This is a genomic window from Pseudoalteromonas sp. S3785, assembly GCF_005887365.1.
Lineage (GTDB): Bacteria > Pseudomonadota > Gammaproteobacteria > Enterobacterales > Alteromonadaceae > Pseudoalteromonas.
This window is the reverse complement of record NZ_PNCT01000056.1, coordinates 60,556-83,225: the sequence shown is the minus strand read 5'-3', so window position 1 is coordinate 83,225 and position 22,670 is coordinate 60,556. Positions and strand designations below refer to the sequence as shown.

The 22,670-nt window shown below is 41.5% G+C and carries 18 protein-coding genes; 9 read left to right on the top strand and 9 right to left on the bottom strand.

What is annotated here, in order from left to right; all coding sequences use genetic code 11:
- Positions 1-139 precede the first annotated feature (139 nt).
- The 4 genes from CWC17_RS14805 to CWC17_RS14790 are packed head-to-tail and all read left to right on the top strand — an operon-like array spanning position 140 to position 4,427.
- Positions 140-1,732: a DUF4331 domain-containing protein gene (locus CWC17_RS14805; RefSeq protein ID WP_138613754.1), complete on the top strand. Its 1,593-nt coding sequence runs from the start codon at positions 140-142 to the stop codon at positions 1,730-1,732.
- Positions 1,733-1,742: 10 nt separating this feature from the next.
- Entirely contained in the window at positions 1,743-2,246 is a 504-nt protein-coding gene (locus CWC17_RS14800) for a cadherin-like domain-containing protein (protein WP_055019144.1), read from the top strand.
- A gap of 52 nt (positions 2,247-2,298) precedes the next feature.
- Complete coding sequence (locus CWC17_RS14795) at positions 2,299-3,327, top strand: tetratricopeptide repeat protein (RefSeq protein WP_138613752.1); 1,029 nt, start codon at positions 2,299-2,301, stop codon at positions 3,325-3,327.
- A complete protein-coding gene (locus CWC17_RS14790) occupies positions 3,324-4,427 on the top strand; it encodes a HupE/UreJ family protein (protein ID WP_138613750.1) in 1,104 nt (367 codons plus the stop codon). The genes CWC17_RS14795 and CWC17_RS14790 overlap by 4 nt, the downstream gene beginning before the upstream one ends.
- Before the next feature lie 41 nt (positions 4,428-4,468).
- Here the strand turns inward: CWC17_RS14790 and CWC17_RS14785 are convergent, their stop codons facing one another.
- From CWC17_RS14785 to CWC17_RS14755, 7 genes are all read right to left on the bottom strand, one after another.
- Complete coding sequence (locus CWC17_RS14785; RefSeq protein ID WP_138613748.1) at positions 4,469-5,095, bottom strand: TetR/AcrR family transcriptional regulator; 627 nt, start codon at positions 5,093-5,095, stop codon at positions 4,469-4,471.
- A gap of 78 nt (positions 5,096-5,173) precedes the next feature.
- Positions 5,174-6,589 carry an efflux transporter outer membrane subunit gene (locus CWC17_RS14780; RefSeq protein WP_138613746.1) on the bottom strand — a complete coding sequence of 472 codons (1,416 nt, stop codon included), beginning with the start codon at positions 6,587-6,589 and terminating at the stop codon, positions 5,174-5,176.
- On the bottom strand, positions 6,586-9,720 hold the full coding sequence (locus tag CWC17_RS14775) for an efflux RND transporter permease subunit (protein ID WP_055013813.1): 3,135 nt from the start codon (positions 9,718-9,720) through the stop codon (positions 6,586-6,588). Before CWC17_RS14775 ends, CWC17_RS14780 begins: the two co-directional genes overlap by 4 nt.
- Before the next feature lie 15 nt (positions 9,721-9,735).
- Positions 9,736-10,902 carry an efflux RND transporter periplasmic adaptor subunit gene (locus CWC17_RS14770; protein WP_055013814.1) on the bottom strand — a complete coding sequence of 389 codons (1,167 nt, stop codon included), beginning with the start codon at positions 10,900-10,902 and terminating at the stop codon, positions 9,736-9,738.
- 257 nt (positions 10,903-11,159) lie between these two features.
- Positions 11,160-12,440 (bottom strand): polyamine export protein PaeA, encoded by a 1,281-nt coding sequence (gene paeA / locus CWC17_RS14765; protein WP_138613744.1) that lies wholly within the window; start codon positions 12,438-12,440, stop codon positions 11,160-11,162.
- A gap of 121 nt (positions 12,441-12,561) precedes the next feature.
- The gene (locus tag CWC17_RS14760) at positions 12,562-13,266 is read right to left on the bottom strand and encodes a substrate-binding periplasmic protein (protein WP_138613742.1); all 705 of its coding nucleotides are present in this window, start codon (positions 13,264-13,266) and stop codon (positions 12,562-12,564) included.
- A 109-nt stretch (positions 13,267-13,375) separates the two neighbouring features.
- Positions 13,376-14,485, bottom strand: coding sequence for an arginase family protein (locus CWC17_RS14755; protein WP_138613740.1), 1,110 nt, complete (start codon positions 14,483-14,485; stop codon positions 13,376-13,378).
- A gap of 434 nt (positions 14,486-14,919) precedes the next feature.
- On the opposite strand from CWC17_RS14755, the gene udp reads away from it, so the two are divergent.
- Positions 14,920-15,675, top strand: coding sequence for a uridine phosphorylase (gene udp / locus CWC17_RS14750; protein ID WP_138540249.1), 756 nt, complete (start codon positions 14,920-14,922; stop codon positions 15,673-15,675).
- 64 nt (positions 15,676-15,739) lie between these two features.
- Here the strand turns inward: udp and cdd are convergent, their stop codons facing one another.
- Complete coding sequence (gene cdd, locus CWC17_RS14745; protein ID WP_138613738.1) at positions 15,740-16,681, bottom strand: cytidine deaminase; 942 nt, start codon at positions 16,679-16,681, stop codon at positions 15,740-15,742.
- A gap of 120 nt (positions 16,682-16,801) precedes the next feature.
- Positions 16,802-19,447 (bottom strand): phosphoenolpyruvate carboxylase, encoded by a 2,646-nt coding sequence (gene ppc / locus CWC17_RS14740; RefSeq protein WP_138613736.1) that lies wholly within the window; start codon positions 19,445-19,447, stop codon positions 16,802-16,804.
- Positions 19,448-19,567: 120 nt separating this feature from the next.
- Between ppc and CWC17_RS14735 the strand changes: the two genes are divergently transcribed.
- The 4 genes from CWC17_RS14735 (at position 19,568) to CWC17_RS14720 (ending at position 22,600) form a co-directional block, all read left to right on the top strand.
- Complete coding sequence (locus tag CWC17_RS14735; protein WP_138613734.1) at positions 19,568-19,966, top strand: thiol-disulfide oxidoreductase DCC family protein; 399 nt, start codon at positions 19,568-19,570, stop codon at positions 19,964-19,966.
- On the top strand, positions 19,963-20,685 hold the full coding sequence (locus CWC17_RS14730; RefSeq protein WP_138613732.1) for an SDR family NAD(P)-dependent oxidoreductase: 723 nt from the start codon (positions 19,963-19,965) through the stop codon (positions 20,683-20,685). Before CWC17_RS14735 ends, CWC17_RS14730 begins: the two co-directional genes overlap by 4 nt.
- 9 nt (positions 20,686-20,694) lie before the next feature.
- Positions 20,695-21,306, top strand: a complete 612-nt coding sequence (locus tag CWC17_RS14725; protein WP_138613731.1) for a flavin reductase family protein — start codon at positions 20,695-20,697, stop codon at positions 21,304-21,306.
- A gap of 73 nt (positions 21,307-21,379) precedes the next feature.
- Positions 21,380-22,600 (top strand): M24 family metallopeptidase, encoded by a 1,221-nt coding sequence (locus CWC17_RS14720; RefSeq protein ID WP_138613729.1) that lies wholly within the window; start codon positions 21,380-21,382, stop codon positions 22,598-22,600.
- Positions 22,601-22,670: the final 70 nt, after the last annotated feature.

The following is a 22,670-nucleotide window of genomic DNA, read 5'->3' as shown; positions in this document are numbered from 1 at the left end:
CATTAGGTTGGCTTATCTATTTAGGCCAACCAACCCCACTTATTTAACAAATTTAAAAATATTTTAACTTTTTTTGCATCTAATGTGCTTTTTGCTTCGTTATTAGTTATGACTCCAATCAAAACTAAAGGAAAAAGTCATGAAAGCTTTAACTCCATCTATACTCGCAGTAGTAGTATGCAGTACCTTAGTAAGTACCTCTAGCGAGGCATCAAGTCATCGTGAAGCGCCAAATATTAGCCGCTTTCCAACCTTAGACTCTACCGACTTTTACATATTTAATAGTTATGAAGCAGGCAGAGACGATTACGTTACGTTTATTGCCAATTATATTCCTTTACAAGATGCCTATGGCGGCCCTAACTACTTCGCTATGGACCCAGATGCAACCTACAGTATTCATATTGATAATGATGGTGATGCAGTAGAAGATATTACTTTTGCCTTTAATTTTACCAGTATGCTGCCAAACGATAACCAGGGTGTGCAGTTAACTGTTGGCCCAGAAGGTAATCAACGCACTGTATCTGTACCGCTTAAAAATGTAGGTGGCGTTGCAGCTGGTGATGATAGCGCTGCAAATTTTAGTGAGTCATATACACTAAGCATGATAAACGGCCCACAACGCACAGGTACCAGTACCACACTAAGCAATACCACCACCAGCTCAACCACGTTCAACAAACCGCTAGATTATGTAGGCGATAAAACATTTGGTTCAATGACTGATTACCAAACTTATGCCGATCAGTTTGTTTATCAAGTGTCTGTACCGGGCTGTGACAATATGGCCAAAGTGTTTGTTGGCCAGCGCAAAGACCCATTTGTTGTTAACTTAGGTAAAACTTTTGATTTAGTTAACTATGTGCCTGTAGAAGGTGATAGTGCGCCAGGTGCGGGCGATGGTGGTGGTTTTCCTGGGGGAATTACGCAATCTGCCGATAATGATGACCTTATTGATAAAAATGTGACATCAATTGCCATTGAAATGCCTAAAAGCTGTATTGTGGGTGAAGGCAACGGCGTAATTGGCTCATGGACAACAGCAAGCCTACCGCAAGCACGCATTTTAAACCCCAACGCTAAATTTGCAGATAACGCAGTAAATGGCGGTGCATTAACACAGGTTTCACGCTTAGGTAACCCTTTAGTTAACGAGCTTGTTATTGGTATTAAAGACAAAGATACCTTCTCAACAGCTCACCCTAAAGATGATGCGCAATTTTTAGATTATGTTTCGCACCCGTCTTTACCTGAGCTTTTAAATATTTTATTTAAAGATGCAGTCAATACCACGCTTGGCGCTAACTTAGAAACCCTCGCCCCCACTAATTTTCCGCGTACCGATTTAATCACCGCATTTTTAACCGGTTTTGCTGGTGTAAACCAACAAGCAACAGTAACGCCTTCAGAAATGTTACGTTTAAATACCGCAATTGCAGCCACAGCACAGGCTGATCAATCTGCATTTGGTGTTGCGGGTGATGATTTAGCGGGCTTTCCAAATGGCCGTCGTCCAGGTGATGATGTAGTAGATATTGCACTTCGCGTGGTAATGGGTCGTTTGTGTCACCCTATCCCAGTAAATGGTGAAGACACCGACTTAGGGCTGTGTACACCAGAAGATGCTGATGTAGGTACAGTGCCATTTACTGATGGTGCGCCTGTTGATGCAAGCATGATGGATGCCGCTTTCCCATACTTAGCTACCCCACTTGCAGGGTCTAAATAAGGAGTAACGTATGCGTAATTTAACTCTTACTCACATCGGTGTACTACTTGGCGTACTAACGCTTAGCGCATGTAGCAACGATGATGACAATAAGCAGCCTACACCGGTGGTAAATACAGCACCCAGTGCAAGCGATGTAATGTTAACCACACAAACAGAAGTTGAAATTAACGACACGTTAGTAGCGAGTGATGCCGATGGCGACTCACTCACCTATGAACTCACAACAGAGCCTACACTGGGCAATGTAGTAGTTAATAGTGATGGCAGCTTTACCTATACACCCAATAAAGAAGCAACAGGCAGTGACAGCTTTATGTTTGGCGTATCTGATGGGGTAAACCAGCAAGTGACAGCTATGGTTGATATTACCATTGAGGCTTTGCAAGTAGATTTTGCACAATTTGCCAGTGATGCATTTAATCAAAGCCCTAACGATGAACCACTGTCGACCAATGGACGTGTTTTTACCAATACAGATACCGATGTAAGTACTATTTCATCAGGTAACTAATTAAATAATTTAAGCTGATGGCCATGGATGGCTTTTTTAAGAGGATAAAACGATGCGCGGTTATTATAAAAAAATGCTCTTTGTTTTTTGCGCTGCACTGTATGTAAGTAATGTTGATGCAGAGCCCATAATTCCAGAAGATGACGATATTATTGCAACCAGTAATTCATCAATTAGCGCTGATTTAACAATAGAGCAACTCAACACTTTGGTCTTAAATAGCCAATACATAGGGCAAACCGAGCTGTATCAAGGCGTGCTAAAAAACCGCTTAGCGGCACTTTATAAACAACAGCCCACGGCACAAATAGGCTATTTATATGCAAGAGTGTTACAAAAAGAGCATCAATTTACACACGCTATTGAAGTTGCAAGTACTGTAATAAAAAAACACCCACACCACGTTAATACCCACCTTTTACTGGCAAATATGTTAATGACACAAGGTAAGTTTGAACAAGCAAAGCGATACTGTGTGTCTCTTATTGGTGCAGCAAGCGTTATCACCGCAACAACTTGTGTGCTTGATATTCAAAGTCAGCAAGGGCAATTACAGCAAAGCTATCAATCATTACTTAATATTACCCAAAATAAAGAGATAAGCTTAACAACCAAGCAGATACTTAGTGAGATGGCGTTTAGGCTTAACAAGCTCAATGAAGCGCTTGAGCACATTAACAATATTGATTTAAGCAAAGTACCTGTGAGCCTTATTGTGTTGTGGGCTGATATACAGCTAAGCCAAAACAACCCTGAGCAGGTACTTAACACCTTGAGTCAATTTAGCAATTTAAAGAGTCAACTTGAAGATGCTGTTTTACTTAGGCTCGCCATAGCTGAAAAACGCAGCACACATAAAGTTAGTGATCAGTGGCAAACGCGTATGCAGCAACGCGTTAACTTACGAGAACAACGACAAGATACTTTTCATGCCAATGATTTAGCTAACTATTATATTCATGTACAAGTAGATAAAGCCAAGGCACAATATTGGGCAAACATAAATTGGCAGCAAGCAAAAATGAGCATAGATCAACACCTATTACACCAAGCTAATGCCATGGCTAGGGACACCTTATGAAAACAATAAGCTCTTGTTTAACCATTTTACTTGTTACACTAATTTGCACTTTTAGTGCACAAGCACACCAACTAAGTACCAGTTACATCACATTAGATAACGCGCAAAATCCGCAGCAATATACAGGTACATGGCAAATAAATATTAACGACTTAGAACAAAGCGTTGCGCTTGATTTAAACCAAGACCAACAAATAAGCTGGGGCGAGCTTAAGTCACAAAGCGAAGCCATTAATCGCTATGCAAAATCCAATTTTACTGTTTTACAAAACTTGCAAACTTGCCCGTTAACAATTGCTGATAACTACCAATTAGATAACCATTTTAATGAGGCTTATTTAGTTTTACCGCTGCTATTTAGCTGTACCAATAATGCCGATATCACCCTGAACTACAGTGCTTTTTTTGAGCACGATGCTAATCACAAGGTGATTGTTAACGTAAACCACGTATCGCGCGTATTTACCAAAGCCGAGCAACAACAGTCGTTTTCTACACTGCAAGCAAGTTACCTAAGTACATTTAACCAATATGTTTACCAAGGTGTATTACATATTTGGATTGGTATTGACCATATTTTATTTTTAATTGCCTTACTTTTAACCTGTGTATTGTATCGCACTAACAAACAATGGCAGGCAATCGCTTCTAAAAAACAAATAATTAAGCACACAGCCTGGATTGTAACGGCATTTACTCTTGCCCATTCACTTACTTTAACAGCGACAGCACTTAATATGGTGTCGCCAAATAGCCGCTGGGTAGAGCTGGGTATTGCAATTTCAGTATTATTTGCAGCTTTAAATAACGTATGGCCAGTTATATTGCGCCTTGGCTGGCTAACTTTTGCATTTGGTTTATTACACGGTATGGGCTTTGCCAGTGTGCTGGGTGAGCTTGGCTTATCGAGTGATTATCAGCTATTGAGCATTTTAGCATTTAACTTAGGGGTTGAACTGGGACAGTTGAGTATTTTGTGTATAGCACTGCCCTTGTTACTTATAGTGCGAGATAAGCCTATCTACATAAAATGGATAATGCCCATGGGTTCGCTTGCAATAGCAGCAATAGCTTTTCTGTGGTGTATAGAGCGAATTTAATGCTAAAAAGCGAGTGTGATGACTCGCTTTTTAATTGTCTATTACTTGGTTCTATCAAACGGCAATAACAGAGTTTTCATTGCAGGCCTCAGCGCAATTAACACCGTTTCTTCAGTGAGTTCTGGGTAGAGCATCTTACGAAGCAGTAACCCTGCCATCATCGAAAAAATAACGTTAATACGGCTCTCAAGCTCTTGTTCATCCGTGTTTTTAAGCGCACTACGCTCACTGGTGAGCAGTTGGCGCATGCGAGAGCGTGCTTGAGTATCCATATCGCGCAAAAGCGAGGCCACCTTATTATTGCGACCTGCTTCCGCCATCATGTCTAAGTCAATCACACAAGCACCGGTATCCATATGCCTTTGCACACCAATGTTTAGGCCATCTATAAGCGCTTGTAAAACATCACCCGGGTGATCTTCAAACTCCTGAAAGATAGAGAACATTTCTTCCATGTCTTTAGCAATAATACTTTCAATTATTGCCTCTTTGCTTTCAAAGTAGTTATATATATGCCCAGCGCTCATACCCGCAGTTCGGGAAATTTCGGCCATACCCGCGCCGTGGTATCCCTTGCGTCTAAAACACTCTGCGGCAGCACTGAGCACCTGTTCACGCCTAGCTTGAGCTAAGGCTGGGTCTAAATGTCTTTTAGCCTTAGTGCTCATAACCCGACTCCAGTATTAAAGGCATACATAATATTCGATAAGCTAATTGCACAGCTTAATTTAATAGCACCTTTCATTTTACTGCTCTTGCACAGGAGTTTTAGCTACATTCCAACCACCACCTAAGGCTTTATACAAGTTGATTTGGCTGGCAAGGTATGCCTGCTGACCCGTTATTAACTGCTGTTGAGCCGAGTACCACGTACGTTGGGCATCAAGTACCTGTAGGTAACTATCAGCTCCTTTTTCGTAACGCATTTTTGATAAATCGTAAGTAAGCTCACGCGAACTAATTAGCATATCAAGGGCATCAAGTTGCTCTTTGTAGCCTTCTCTATCTGCTAATGCATCAGCGGTTTCACGAAACGCATTTTGAATTTTTTGTTGGTACGTCGCCACTGCAATTTCTTGATCGGCCTTTGCTACATCAAGGTTTGCCTGATTACGCCCCATAGTAAAAATAGGTAAGTTTATCGATGGTACAAAGCTCCACGTGCCCGAGCCTGAATCGAACAAGCCACTTAAATCACTTGAGGCAGAGCCCGCATTAGCCGTTAAACTAATGCTAGGATAAAAAGCCGCACGCGCTATACCAATATTCGCATTCGCGGCTAATAAAGCATGTTCAGCGGCTTTAATATCAGGGCGCTGCGTGAGTAAATCAGAGGGTAAACCAACCGGTACTTCTGGTAAATCCAATAAATTGGTTAACGAATTAGTTGGCAATAAATCACTCGATACAGGCTGCCCTACCAGTAAATCTAATGCGCTTTTATCACGTTTTAACAAGCGTTTATACGTTGCTATATCCACTTTTGCAGTAGCGACAGTACTTTTAAGCTGCTCAAGCGTAATGGCCGATGTAGCGCCTAAATCAAAGCTTTTTTGCGTAAGCGAAAGTGACTCTTGTTGCGAGCTTAATGTTTCTTTAGCGAGTTCTAATAACTGTAAGTCGGTGGCGTAGTTTAGCCACGCATTAGCAAGCTCAGCAATAAGTGAAATTTGCGTGCTGTACTGAGTAAGCTCAGTGTTATAAAGGTTTTGCAGAGCTTGCTCTGATTGGTTACGTACCTTGCCCCAAATATCCAGCTCATAAGAAGTAATACCCACTGTAGCACTGTATTGTGAGCTAATTGTGGCTTCGCCACTACCTGACAACTCAGCAGGCAAACGCTGGCGTGTACCACTGGCGTTAAAATCTAACGATGGGTATAAAGCCGAGTCTTCGATTTGGTATAAGCCACGAACACGCTGCACATTAAGCGCTGCAATTTGCATATCCTTATTATGCTCAAGGCTTAAGCCTATCAGGGTTTGTAATTTTTCATCGTTAAAAAATTGCTGCCAATGTAACTGCTGTGCTGATGCTTGCTCAGTGTCAGATGCATAAGCATCTGGCACTGGTAAAGTAAGCTCTTTTTGTTCTGGCGCTAATTGGCAACCACTTAAAATAACAAGCGTTATGGCGCTTAAACTTAGACGTTTTTTGCTCATTGCGCGCGCTCCTTTTTGTCTTCGCTATTCGCCATAGGAAATAAACGACGAACTAATACAAAGAATAACGGCACAAATACCACCACTAAAATAGAAGAGGCAAGCGTACCACCAATAATCGAAATGCCCAGTGCATTTTGCGCACCTGAGCCGGCACTTGAGGCAATAGCAAGTGGAATAACACCACAAATAAAGGCCATAGATGTCATAAGTATTGGGCGTAAACGCAAGCGTACTGCAGCAACAGCTGCATCGACTAAGCTTAAGCCTTCTTGCATTTTATGAATTGCAAACTCTACAATTAATATGGCATTTTTAGAGGCAAGACCTATGGTGGTCAACAAACCAACCTGTAAGTATATATCGTTAGATAATCCGGCCGTAAGTGCAGCAACCATAGCGCCAAATATACCTAGTGGCACAATGAGCATCACAGCAAACGGTACCGACCAGCTTTCATAAAGGGCTGCTAAACACAAAAATACAAACAACAGTGATAAACCATATAGCAATGGCGCTTGGCCGCTACTTGAGCGCTCTTGAAACGAAATACCGGTCCACTCAGAGGCAATACCATTAGGTAATTGCTTTACTAAGCGCTCCATTTCGTCCATTGCTTGGCCTGTACTGTAACCTGGCGCAGCTGTACCTTGAATTTCCATTGCTGAAAAACCATTGTAGCGCTCAAGACGTGGCGAGCCATAGGTCCAATGCGAACTTGCAAAGGCTGAAAATGGCACCATATCACCGCTATCATTACGTACATACCACTTATTTAAATCCTCTGGCACCATACGCGAATCGGCATCGCCTTGTAGGTAAACCTTTTTAACACGGCCGCGGTCAATAAAGTCATTTACATAACTACTACCCCAGGCTGTTGCAAGCGTGCTGTTAATATTCGCTTGCGAAACGCCCAGTGCCTGAGCTTTAGCAAGGTCTACATCAAGTTGTAGCTCTGGCATATCTTCTTGGCCATTAGGGCGTACGCCCGCAAGAATTGGGCTTTGGCTTGCTAATCCTAATAGCTGGTTACGCGCGGCCAGTAGTGCATCGTGGCCAAGTCCAACACGGTCTTGTAAGAAAATATTAAAGCCATTAGCCGTGCCTAGCTCAACAATGGCAGGTGGCGGAAAGGCAAACACAAACGCTTCTTTAATGGTCGAAAAATAGCCCATTGCTTTACCTGCAACTGCTTGTACAGATAAACCTTCGCCTTGACGCTCATCCCAGTGTTTAAAGTTAACAAAGGCAATTGCTGAGTTTTGACCAGAACCTGCAAAACTAAATCCAGTTACCGTGAAAATACCATTTACAGCATCCGATTGATCGTTCAAAAAGTGCTTTTCTACTTTTTTAACTACTTCTAGCGTTTCTTCCGTCGTTGAGCCTGCTGGCAATGATACCTGATTAAACAAAATACCTTGGTCTTCATCTGGTAAAAATGCCGTTGGTAAGCTTGAAAAGATATACACCATACCCGCGACAATAAGGCCATAACATAAAAGATAGCGCTTAGATAAACGGATCATACGACTCACAAAGCTTTGTGCGCCTGAATTAGTTTTATCAAACCCGCGGTTAAAGCCGCTGAAAAAACGACCGAATAACGAGCTGTTATCATGAACATGGCTTGGTTTTAAAAGCGTTGCACACAATGCTGGTGTTAAAATAAGCGCCACCAATACCGATAGCCCCATTGCTGATACCAGCGTAATAGAAAACTGACGATAAATAACACCGGTTGAGCCACTAAAAAACGCCATCGGAATAAATACCGCCGACAGCACCATGGCAATACCTACAAGCGCGCCTTTAATTTCATCCATCGATTTACGTGTTGCCTCAAGCGCAGAAAGCTTTTCTTCGCTCATTACACGTTCAACGTTTTCTACTACAACAATGGCATCATCTACCAGTAGGCCTATGGCAAGTACCATAGCAAACATGGTTAATGTATTTATTGAATAACCAAACGTGTACAAAATACCAAAAGTACCTAGCAACACCACTGGCACAGCAATCGTTGGAATAAGCGTAGCGCGGAAGTTTTGTAAAAACAGATACATAACCACAAAAACCAGTACCACTGCTTCTATTAACGTATGAACCACTTTTTCAATCGATAGCGATACAAACGGTGTAGTGTCGTATGGTACAACAACGTCTAATCCTTCAGGGAAAAACGCCTTAAGCTCTGCAATTGCAGCTTTTACACCTTCGGCTGTATCAAGGGCATTTGCACCACTGGCAAGCTTAATACCTAAGCCCGATGCAGGTTTTCCATCGTAACGTGCTACAACACGGTAGCTCTCGCCGCCGAGCTCTACACGCGCTACATCTTCAAGGCGTACAAACGAGCCATCAGCGTTTGCTTTTACTATAATTTGTTCAAACTCTGCTGCGGTTTGCAAACGGCTTTGCGCTGTCACCGTTGCATTGAGCTGCTGGCCTTCAACCGCTGGCATGCCGCCTAATTGACCAGCAGATACTTGCGCATTTTGGGCACTAATTGAGGTGCTAATATCTGCAGGTGTTAATTTATAATTTTGCAGCTTAGCTGGATCTAACCAAATACGCATAGCATATTGAGAGCCAAATAACTGAACTTCACCTACCCCTTCAACACGCGAGACAATATCTTGGACATTCGATGAGACATAATCACCAATGTCGATATTGGTCATACTGCCGTCTTTTGATACAAAACCTAAAACCATTAAAAAGTTACGTGCAGACTTAGCCACCGATACACCCTGTCTTTGTACTTCTTCAGGGAGTAAAGGGGTCGCTGTGGCTAACTTGTTTTGCACTTGCACTTGGGCAATGTCTGGGTCTGTGTCGGCGCTAAATGAAAGCGTAAGCGTAGCTGAACCGCTCGACTCAGACGTAGATGACATATACAACAAGCCATCAAGTCCTTTCATTTTTTGCTCTATAACCTGAGTAACCGTATCTTCTAAAGTACGAGCTGATGCCCCAGGGTAAGTAGCGGTAATGCTAATTGCTGGCGGTGCAATTGACGGGTATTGTGCTATGGGTAAGCTTTGAATAGCCAACACACCTGCAAGCATAACCACGATGGCAAGTACCCACGCAAAGATGGGTCTGTCGATAAAAAATCGTGACATTAAAACTCTCCGTTATTACGCTTTGTCGGCTGTTGCAGACGGTGAAACTTCTGAAGGGCTAACTGGTGCACCTGGGCGAATTTTTTGTAAGCCTTCAACAATTACTTTATCGCCATCAGCTAAGCCGTCGGTTACTAACCAGTTAGAGCCAATCGTTCTATCTACTTTTAACACACGGCTTTCAACGGTGTTTTCTTTGCTTACCACCATAGCTGTTGGCTCGCCTTTTGTATTACGGCTAACTCCACGTTGCGGCACTAAAATAGCATTTTGTTTAACGCCTTCAACCACTGAGGCACGCACGTACATGCCAGGTAACAATAATTTGTCAGGGTTTGGGAATTTAGCCCGTAAAGTAACTGATCCCGTGCTTGGGTCTACAGTCACTTCTGAGAACTGTAATGTGCCTTTGAGCGGGTAAGCTGAACCATCTTCCATTTGCAGCTCAACATCAGTTTGTGATTGTGAATCAACACTTAAAGTACCTGATGCTATGGCTTTTTTGAGTTGAGTTAGCTCGTTACTTGATTGCGTTAAATCGACATAAATAGGGTCAAGCTGAGTCACTGTTGCAAGTGCTGTCGATTGGTTTGCACTTACAAGTGCACCAACGGTAACACTCGACTTACTAATTTGGCCGCTGATTGGTGAAGATACGTGGCTGTAATCGAGATTAATTTGTGCAGACTTAAGCTGGGCCTTTGCTGTTAATAGTTCGGCTTTTGCTTGTTTTTGCGCGGCATCGGCCTCGTCATAGTCTTGTTGACTTACGGCTTTAATTTTTAAAAGCTCGCTATAACGTGACGCTTTTGATTTAGTGCTCGCAATACTTGCCTCAGCGCGGGCTACAGCCGCCTCGCTTGCTGCAAGATCTGCTTCAAAGGTCGCGGGGTCAATTTGGTATAGCGCTTGACCTTTTTCTACTTGAGCCCCCTCTTTAAATAACCGAGACTGCACAATGCCGCTTACTTGCGGGCGAATCTGTGCAATTTGAAAAGCACTAACGCGACCAGGAAGTTCCTTTTTTAGTGTAAGCGCTTGGCTTTTTAAAGTAATAACACCAACAGGTACTGCTTGTGGCGCTGAAGCTTGTTGCGACTCAGCTGCTTGATCGCAACCTGTTAAAGCAACAGACCCAATAAGAGCTGTTAATACAAATAAAGCGGTGCGAGAACGCTGCATGATAAATACCTTTTAATCTATTTATGTCTAGAGTGAACGATCATTCTAAAGTAAATCTAAAGGATAATAAATTAAAACAGCTTCAAATTTACACTAACTTACAGTTGCATAATTAAACTACGCCATAGATGGTAGTTGGTGTTAATTAGATGAAAATTAAATAAAACAGTATGAAAAATAAACTTAAAAGCGATTCGCTAATTACCTACGCGCAACAAAAAGCCAAGCTAAGCTTGGCTTTAAACGTAAATTTAGGTCTAGTTCTTAATTTGGGACACCAGTAATTGCTCTACTCTAATCCCCTCAACATCAACTACTTCAAACTTAAACCCGTTAAAGCTTACATGTTCAGCCCGTTTAGGAATACGCTTCATTGTGTATATTAAAAATCCGGCCACCGTTTCATAATGCATTTGCTCAGGAAACTCTTCAATATCTAATACTTTTGCTAAATCAGTAATGGGGGTTAAGCCATCTACCAACCATGAGCAATCATCACGCTTTACAATAAGTTCATCGCCTTGGTGGGTAATTAAATCGCCCATAAAACCTTTCATTAAATCTTTTACAGTCACAATGCCAACCAATAACGCATACTCATTTACCACTACCGCAAACGGTTTAACGGCACTTTTGAATGCATTTAACGCCTCAGATAGGCTCAAAGTTTCGGGCAGGTAAAAAATATCAGTCTCTACTAGCTCTTGTTTAATGGTTGCAAGCTCACCCTTAAGCACTTGGCGTAATATATCTTTTGACTCAACAGAGCCGCGTAATTTATCTAAATTCCCTGATACCACTAAAAAATGATTGTGGGGGCTTTCAATAATTTTAGTGGCTATATCGTGGCTGCTTTCATCTAAATCAAAATACACTATTTGGTCTCGCGGAGTCATCACACTCGATAAAAAGCGCGCCTCTAGTTCAAACACATTGCCGATTAGCTCGTACTCTTGCTGTTGTAAGCTACCGTATTCTGCACCTGCCTCCATCATCGCCACAATGTCTTCTGTAGTCACACTATCTTCTCGCTCTGCAGGTACTTTAAATAGGCGCAGCACACAATTAGTTAAACCATTAAAAAACATAACTAATGGTGTAAGTGCAAACGTAACCCAACGCATAATGATTACCACACGCACTGCAACTGCTTCGGGCATGATCATAGCTAAGCGCTTCGGCATTAAATCAGCAAATAAGATAAACAAAGAAGTAATAGTAAAAAACGAAAATATAAAACTGATTTTATCAAGGTGAGCGCCTTGATAAAAAAGCATCAATACATTTTTTACATAGGGCGATAAAGCTTGCTCACCAACAATCCCACCTAAAATAGCAATGGCGTTTAGGGAAATTTGAATCATTGCAAAAAACGCCCCTGAATTTTCTTGCAACTTTAATACTGCACGCGCGTTATCACTGCCTTCATCGGCCATCACACGTAGCTTAATTTTACGCGACGCTGCAATGGCGATTTCCGACATAGCAAATAACGCACTCATCAAGATCAATAAGCTAATCCCGATCAAATCACCCATTTAACGCTCCAAAAGTTAGCGCTTTTTTCAATAAAAAGCAGCTGATTATAGACGCTTTTTTGAACGCGGCAATTTATATTTGCGACTTTACAACAAAAACCAGTAAGCCATTGATTAGAAATCACTTATTTTTATATTTAGCTTCATCAAAAGCGAGGGAGAGTCTATCTTGTAGTCTTTGTGGCATGTTTTTATTACAGGCAAAATACAAAGGGGAATTTTGTGTATTGAGCGTTAATATAGGTTCTAATAACTTTAGCTTTGGCTCAAATTGTGCTCGGTAGTTAAATTGTTTTTTACTTAAAATAACAAAGTCGAGAATATCTTGCCGTGTGCTTATTAATTTATCTATTTTGTCAAAGCTATCAATTATAAGTAAGTTTTTAGACTCACTGAAGCCACGCTCTAACAAATAATGGTGGCTAAAATTGTCCCTAAGCACCGCTGTTTTATATTGTTTAGCATCGTTAAGCGTTTTTAAGCGAATATTGCGCGATTTGAGCGCATAAATAGCAGAGTCAAAACTTTCAAGTTCAGCCACCCAGCTAAATTTATCTTCTCGTTTAGGCAGCCTTACAATAGAAAATATACAGGTATTTGTGTCTCTTAAAACTGCGTTATAAGACACAGCCCAACTTTGCGCTAGCATAGTGTATTTTATATCTGTGTTGGCAAGTGCGTTTCTTACTTTGTCTACAGAACGCCCTGCTAGCCGATTGTTCTCATCAATATACTGAAAATCGGGGAATACCTCGGTCACTATTGTAATTTCAGCTGCATTGAGCCTTATGCATACAAAGCACAACAAAAGTACATACAACTTCATTCAGCTTCGCCTCAAAACTAAACAGATATTAACAAATTATAGCTGAGAGTAGCTGAACCGCTAGTTTTTAATCTAGCCCTATACGCTGATAGGACTAGATTTTTTATAACTATTTATTCATTGCGCCGATCAAAAACGCTGAGATTTTTGCGCCTTCACGTAATGTAGTTTCCGAGCTTGCTTGCCCTACCAACGAGCTGTCGGTAAACGGGGCTATTTCCATCATATCAGCGCCGGTAATAGGAAACTCATCAGCAATAGCCGATAAAATATCAAGTGCGTGCTGTGGGGTTAAACCGTTATCTTCTGGCGTGCCCGTTGCTGAGGCAAACTCCGCATCAAGTGCATCTATGTCAAAGCTTACATACACTTCATCTACGTTATCGGCTTTGAGCTGTGCAATGGTTTCAGCCGCAACCGCTTTTGCGCCACGCTCTACAATCTCTGACGCCCAATGTTGTTTTACACCAAAAGTGCTTTCCCAATGCGACTTAGGTTTACCGCTTGAACGAATACCAAACTGGATCAGGTGATGGGGCGCTGGTAAAAACTCTAATATATGTGTACACCACGAGCCAAAGCATAAATCAATGCCTAAGCGCTCTACTAATAAGTCAGTATGTGCGTCAAAATGAATTATAGCAGTACGCTTACCTTGCTCACGCTTTGCTTTTAAGTACGCTTTAGTGAGTGGGTAGCTAATTGAATGATCGCCACCAATGCCAAAAATACCCTTGTCTTTAAACGTTGCATAAAAGCTATCGCACACGTCTTCAGTAATTGAAAGCGGGCTTACGTAATAGTCATCATTTTCATCACCGTAAAGGGCTTTTTGACAATTAGAAATGGTTGCATCGTTTAAGTATTTATCGTGCAATAAGTGAGGAATTACCCTCACATCGCCTAAATCGAATGAGTGACACTGCGGTTGTTGATCTATCAGCGCAGAGCGCAAAAATAATGGCCCCCAGTTTGCTCCACGTAGAATGCCACCGCCACAATCTGAGCTAATACCTAACATAACCGCTTTATGAGGAGACTCAGGTAGCTGTGTTAAAGAGTTTCGCCACAAAACATCAACATTCTCGCTTTGCCCATATAATTTATTACGTAATGCCGCTTTACGCTCTTTGGCGGTATTCACGGTAAATACACCGTCGCCTGGGGCACATAAACAGTGCTCTACTTTGCGTTTAAACGCGTCAAATTGTGTGCTCATAATAAATCCTATACTTGTGTTTTTATTCATGCGGTTTTGATTAGTTATGCAAATATTAAAATTATCGGCTTAATTACCTAAAACACCCTACGCGCTCACTTATTGAACTAGCAATTAATACACACTTAAAAAATCGATGTTTAAATAAAGCCAAAATTAAGGCATAACCACTTGTTATAAAACAATTAAAAACGTTTTAAACCACATACTGATAAATTGAAATTATCACCATAAACAATACATATAGGCTCTAAATTAACAAGTCAACTCCTCTTGTTTTAACACCCTTTAAGCCTATGATTTAATATTCAATGTGGATGAATAAAGCCAGCATATACGTGTATTTTTCAACATCGGACATACGTCCTGTACATAGTTTACATTTGCCGCAATGATGCTAGATTGACAACAAATTTTTATAAAAAGGCTTAGTTATGGAAAAGGTATTTCACTTAGGATTATGTATTGACGATTTAAAAGGGGCGCAGCTTGCTATTGTTCCTGGTGACCCAGATCGTGCTGCACGCATTTCTCAATTCCTAGACAACCCAACCTGCCTTGCTCAAACACGTGAGTTTCATGTTTATTTAGGTCAGTTGAATGGTCACTCTGTAGTGGTTTGTTCAACCGGTATTGGCGGCCCGTCTACATCTATTGCAGTAGAAGAACTAGCGCAACTTGGTGTACGTACTTTTTTACGTATTGGTACTACAGGTGCGATTCAGCCACATATTAACGAAGGTGATATTTTAGTAAGCCAAGCATCAGTGCGTTTAGATGGTGCAAGCCAGCACTTTGCGCCGCTTAGCTACCCTGCGGTATCAGACTTTTTTGCTACGCAAGCTATGGTGCAAGCATGTAAAAACCTAAATATTGATTTTCATATTGGTATTACAGCATCAAGCGATACGTTCTACCCAGGTCAAGAGCGTTACGATACGCACTCTGGCTATGTACCAAAGTCATTACAAGGTAGCTGTGAAGAATGGCAAAACCTAGGCGTAATGAACTACGAAATGGAGTCGGCTACATTATTTACCATGTGTGCAGCCCTTGGCCTTAAAGCTGCGTGTGTTGCCGGTGTGTTGGTAAACCGTACTCGTCAAGAAATTCCAAATGTTGACCACGGTGAAATTGAGAAAAAATCTGTAGCAGTGGTATTAGAAGCTGCAAAAGTACTATTAGGCTAATCCTTTTTAGCACTTTAATTAAACGTATAAAGCACAGCAATGGCTGTGCTTTATTGTTTTTAGCTTAACCTAAACTCTGGTTACCCAGCGGTGCGCTAATCAATTTTATTTCAGGTAGGTTGTCAAAGCTTGCAAGTACTGCACGCGCTACTCCCCCTTGGTTTTCACGGCCTTGTGTTTCTAACAGGGTGATTGATTTAACCGTATTACCATTAAAACTAAGTCCCGCCAAAAACAGCTGGCTAAGCGCACTTTGTAGTGGCGAAAGGCTTGGGCTGTATGCTGCATTTTCTGCGTAACTGCCATAAAAGTCACCATTATCAAAGGTACTTATTTTAACTGCGCTAAAGTTGTTACTGTAAGGTACGTAGGCCATTAGCGCCATGGCTGCTAGTTTTTCATCAAGAGCTGTATCTGCAAATGTGTGTTGCTGCTGTTTTGGGTTAAACAGGCTAAAGTCGTTGCCTAAATCAGTGGGGCCAAATGAATGCGGTAATAAATCAGCTAATTTAAAATGTTGCTCTGGCAGTAAAATATCAAACTCTTTTGCATCAGCCAGTTCGTTCATAAACTGCCTGCAATAACCACATGGGGCATCGCTAATTGCTATTTTTAGTATTTTTTTTGCGCCATTTAACCACGCATTGTTAATCGCCGACTGCTCTGCATGCACGACTAAACTAAGCGCTTGGTGATCAAACTCTACATTAGCACCAAAATAAAAATTTACATCGCCTTGCTCATCAAGCGCTTTAACAATTGCACCCACATGAAAGTGTGAAACGGGAGCCACTGAAAATTCTGAGGCAAGCGGTACCAAACCTTGTAATAACGCATCATCGGATACATTAAATTGCGTACATAGCTGTTTTATATTATTAGAATTTAATATGCCGCGTTGGGTTTTTAGCTGACCACGTAAAGCGTGAGTTTGCGCTACGCTTAAAGAGATATGTGAATTTGTAAGGGCTGTGTCTTGTTGCACAGTAAAAGTTGCTGAAGCCATAACATATTATAATTATTTAATGGCCAAGTAGTTTAAAAGGTTAAAGCCCAAATTGCTAGGTCATTAAACGCAAAAAAAGGGAACACACCGTGTTCCCTTACAAAATTAACAAGCTAACGTTTAACCTGTATTACGCATACCTGCAGCAATACCTGTCATAGTGATCATTAAGGCATTATCAATGTCACCTTCGCTGCCTTTTTCACTTGAACGCGCACGTCGTAGTAACTCAACTTGCAGTACATTAAGCGGATCCGTGTACGGATTACGAAGCGCAATCGATTCTTTTATCCAGGGTTGGTCCGCTAGTAAGCTATTTTGAGGACTAAGAGACTGTACAAGGCTAATTGCCTCTTCAAGCTCTTTACGCAGTGATACTCCCAGCGGTTTATACATATCCTCCACCAGCGCGTTATCGTAATGCTCACTTAACCAGCTGTCGGCTTTACTAAATACCATTTCTAGCATTTCAAGGCGCGCTCTGAAAAACGGCCATTGCAAGCTCATTTCATGAAGTGTTTCTAGGCCATACTTATCAAGCGCTGCTTTTAAGCCTGTTAATGCACCTAGCCATGCAGGTAACATTAAACGGTTTTGACTCCATGCAAAAATCCACGGAATCGCACGTAAACTTTCTACGCCGCCATTTGGATTACGCTTAGCAGGACGTGAGCCTAATGGTAATTTAGACAGCTCAAGCTCAGGCGTTGCCATTCTAAAGTAAGGTACAAAGTTTTCATCGTGACGAACCACATTACGGTAGTGCTCACACGATTGCTCACTTATTAACTTCATTACTTCACGCCACTGCGGTTTTGGCTCTGGCGGTGGTAATAAGTTACTTTGCAGTACTGCACCTGCGTAAATATTTAAGCTTTGCAGTGCAACATCGGGTAAACCAAACTTAAAGCGGATCATCTCGCCCTGCTCAGTTACACGCAAGCCGCCTTTTAACGAACCTGGTGGTTGTGAATGCAATGCCTGTGCGGCAGGTGCGCCACCGCGCCCTACTGTACCACCACGACCATGGAATAAAACAAGCTCTATGCCACGCTCATCGGCAAGCTGTACTAATTTATCCATTGCCTCGTACTGCGCCCAACCTGCAGCCATCATGCCGGCATCTTTGGCAGAATCTGAATAACCAATCATCACATTTTGGGTATTTTTAATATGCCCGCGGTACCACACGTTATCAAGCAGTGTAGTAATTACATCGCTACCTGCATTTAAATCGTCAAGTGTTTCAAACAATGGCGCAACAGGTAAATCAAACTGACAGCCACTTTCTTTTAACAGTAGTTGTACCGCTAAAATATCAGAGGCAGTACGCGCCATTGAAATAATGTATAAGCCAAATGTATTTTCATCTTGCTGTGCAATAACATCAAAGGTATCGAGTACCTCTTGCACCTCTGGGCTAGGTTGCCAATTTTTAGGGATTAGCGGGCGACGAGAATTAAGCTCGGTAAGCAAAAATGCTTGCTTGTCTTGCTCTTGCCATTGGTTGTAATCACCTAAGCCTAAGTGGCGTGTTAGCTCTGAAAATACGTCGCTGTGACGGTCTGAATCTTGGCGTACATCAAGTTTTGCCAAACGCAGTCCAAAGCTATTAATACGGTGCAATAAATCAAGTAATAAGCCATCGGCTACTACTTTCATGTTGCACTTTAATAATGAGCGGTAACACACTTCTATCGGGTGTTTAATTTGATTAATATCAGTAATTAAATCTTGTGAATCACTGCGCTTGTTTTTAATTTTAGCGCCTAGATGAGCCACTGTTTCAGCAACTTGCGTTTTAAGTTTTTTAATTACTGCACGGTATGGTTCAAACTCTTGCCCCGCAAGTTCAATAAGCTCATCGCTTGCATCAGACATAGAAAGCTCAGCGCACAATGTTTTTAAGTCTTGAATATATAAATTAAGCGCCATCCAACGACCGTGATCAAGTACTTCAGAAGTCACTTGCGCAGTCACAAACGGGTTACCATCGCGGTCTCCCCCCATCCAAGAGGTAAACTCAATAGGGCTGTAATCGATGGGTAATTCTAAACTTAAATGCTCTTTTACTTGATCTGAAAACTCACGTAAAAAACGCGGTACAGCATGCCACAAGCTATTTTCAATAACTGCATAACCCCATTTAGCCTCATCAATTGGCGTCGGGCGCGAACGACGAATGTCGTCCGTGTGCCACGCTTGGCTAATAAGCTGTGCAATACGGTTTAAAATAGCAGTGCGTTCTTGCTCTAAATTATCTTTGCGTTCAAGTGATGCTAAACATTCACTGAGTTCAACCTGTTTGTTGATCATTGTTCGGCGTGTCACCTCGGTTGGGTGAGCCGTTAATACTAAGTTTATGTGGAGTTTTGAGAGTGTTTCGGCCAGATGATTACTGTCTAATTGGCCTTCTTTTGCTTTTGCAGTTAACGTTTTTAATGTTTGAGTGAGAGGGTTTAGTTGGCAAAAGCCAACATCATTAAAACGCGAAACAGTGTGGAACTGCTCTGCTACATTAGCTAAATTTAAAAAATGATTAAATGAACGGGCAACCGGTAAAAGCTCTTCATCACTAAGCGCATGTAGTACCTCAATTAGCGCTTGTCTGTCGTCTTCGTTACCACTGCGAGATGACTTTGATAAAGCACGAATTTCTTCTACCTTATCTAAAATCGCTTGTCCTTGGGCGTCCTTAATAGTTTGTCCTAATAACTGCCCTAGTAAATTAACATTTCCTCGCAAGGCGGCATATTGTTCACTCATTTCTCAGTCTCCTTTGTTTCATGGAATGCTATTAATATCATTATGAGCGCATATTTAATAGATCCATTTGCAATGGTATGTCGTAAAAAAGTATATGAAAAATAAACGTTAAGTTATTTTATGATCATTTTTTATGACGGCAATTGTCCATTATGTAGCACTGAGATGGCAAAATTAAAACAGGCTGACACCGCTAATAAAATTCAGCTTGAAGATTTAAATGCGCCCGATTTTAGTGACCGCTATTCATATATTGATAAAAATAAAGCAATAAATCATTTACAAGCACAAACATTTTCCGGTGAAATGATTTACGGGTTAGATGTGACTTATCACGCATGGAAAACCGTTGGAAAACACACGTGGTTGAAAATTTTTCGCTTGCCTATAATTAGTTTTTTCGCTGACTGTGGTTATTTACTTTTTGCCAAACACAGACAAACGCTAAGCCGATTATTAATGCCAAATACACAGTGCACCAACGGACAATGCCGTGTTAAATCAAAAGGTGTTAAATGAAAACAATTGTATTATTTGGCGCAAGTAGTGCCATTGCAAAAGCTTATATAGAGCAGCTACAAATAAATACACCCACTCATCAAATTGTTTGTGTTAGCTCAAAGAGTATTGATTTTGAGGGAAGTGTTGTACATTTTAAAACTGATTACACAACACCTTGCCTAGCGCGCGTTAGTGCTTACTTAAAAGAGCAAAGCGCTGAAATTGAACAGGTTGTTATATTTAACGGTATGCTGCATAGCACATCTCATATGCCCGAAAAAAAACTTGAAGATTTAAACGCTGAGTATTTCAGCCACGTTTTAAACGCAAACACACTCACTCCTGTGCTATGTTTGCAGTGTATAACGCCACTCTTAACACATAAAACCCAGTGTACCATTACCGCACTTAGTGCGCGTGTAGGCAGTATTAACGATAATAAATTAGGCGGTTGGTACACATATCGCGCCTCCAAAGCTGCTTTAAATATGCTTTTCAAAACCGCTGCGATTGAGCTTGCACGGCGCGCTAAAAATACTAAGCTCGTTTTATTTCACCCAGGGACTACCGATACAGCCCTTTCAAAGCCATTTCAAAAAAATGTACCTGCGGGTAAGCTTTTTAGTACCGAATTTGTGGCAAAACAGCTTTTTACACTTACATTTAATAACCCTCATTTAGAACTCAATGGTGCGCCTGCCTATTTAGACTGGCAAGGTGAAACCATACCGTGGTAAGGAACTTTAATGCATTTTACTAAAGAGCGGATAAACGCACTTGAAAAACACACCCGTACTCATTTAATTAACTCGCTTTCGGGTTATAAAAGCGCCAATTTAATTGGCACCCAAGATAAGCAAGGCAATACCAATCTCGCCATTGTTAGCTCTGTCATTCACCTTGGCGCACACCCGCCGCTGGTTGGCATGATAATGCGCCCCAACAGTGTGCCACGCCATACATTCGAAAACATAATCGAAACGGGTAGCTACACCATTAACCAAGTTAACCAAGCTATTTATAAACAAGCGCATCAAACATCGGCCCGTTACCCTAAAGGCGAATCAGAGTTCAATGCGACCGGTTTAACGCCAGAATACCTAAATGACTTTACAGCGCCATTTGTGCAAGAGTCACGATTAAAATATGCGGTAAATTATGTTGAGCACCAACACTTAGCCGTAAATGGCACTGAGCTGGTTATAGGTGAAATTACCGATGTTTACTTAGATGAAGTTGCCTTGCAAAGCGATGGCTTTTTAGATTTACAGGCTATTGAAACAGTTGCTGTGACGGGGCTTGATAGCTACCATACGGGCAACAAACTATCTCGTTTACCTTATGCTAAAAAGCCTTAATATGTATGTTGTCGCATAATGTTGAATTACTGTATTAGATTAAACACAATGCCTAAAAACCAAGGAGACATTTATGGCCACAGTTGGCGTTGGTACGCAAACAAGTGAACAAGCACTGGCAAGTTTAAGTAACATGACATGCAAAGTGACCCCCATACAAGTAGATGAATATTTGCAGCGTATTGCTAAAGCTCAAGCTTATATGCAAGCAAATAATATTGATGCTATTTATTTAAACGCAGGTACAAACCTCACCTATTTTACAGGTATGAAATGGTACGCAAGTGAGCGCATGGTTGGTGCAATTTTACCTGCTATTGGTGAAGTACAATACATTGCCCCGTATTTTGAAATTGGCACCCTAAATGGGTTTAAAGTGGTTGAGGGGCCTATTCATGGTTGGCAAGAGCACGAGAGCCCCTACTCGCTTTTTGTAAATGTATTAAAGCAGCTTAACGTAAGCGACACCGCCACTATAGGCATTGATGAAAGCGCGCAGTTTTTTATATTTGACGGTATTAACAAAGCGCAAAAAGGCTTTAATCTAATCAATGCACAAAGCGTTACTGCACACTGTAGAATGCATAAGTCGGTAAACGAATTAGCGCTTATGCAATGTGCAATGGACATGACTTTAGCTGTACATCAAGCAACCGCAAGTATGCTTTACGAAGGTATTACCACCACAGAAGTAGAGGCTTTTATAAAAAAAGCGCATCAAAAGGTAGGCGCACCAGGTAACTATTTTTGTATTGTTTTATTTGGAGTTGCAACGTCTTTTCCGCACGGTGTTAAAGACGCGCAAGTCCTTAAAAAAGGCGATATGGTACTAATTGATACCGGCTGTAAAGTACACGATTACCTATCGGATATTACCCGTACTTATGTATTTGGCGAACCAACAATGCGCCAACGCATGTTTTGGGATCACGAAAAAGCAGCGCAACTCGCCGCGTTTAATGCAGCTAAGATTGGTGCAACGTGTGAAGAGGTTGATGCAGGGGCTCGTAACTATTTAGCGGCTCAAGGATTGGGGCCTCAGTATCAAACACCCGGTTGCCCGCATCGAACGGGGCACGGTATTGGCTTAGACATTCATGAATGGCCATACTTAGTTGGTGGTGATAAAACCCCACTTGCCCCAGGCATGTGCTTTAGTAACGAGCCAATGTTAGTTATACCCGATGAGTTTGGCGTGCGTTTAGAGGATCACTTTTATATGACCGACAACGGACCGCATTGGTTTACACAGCCAAGTTATAGTATTGACGATCCGTTTGGGCTATACGCTTAAACCCTTTAATAAAGAGCAGCCATTAGCTGCTCTTTTTAGTTTAAGGATTGATAATACATACTTCATCCCA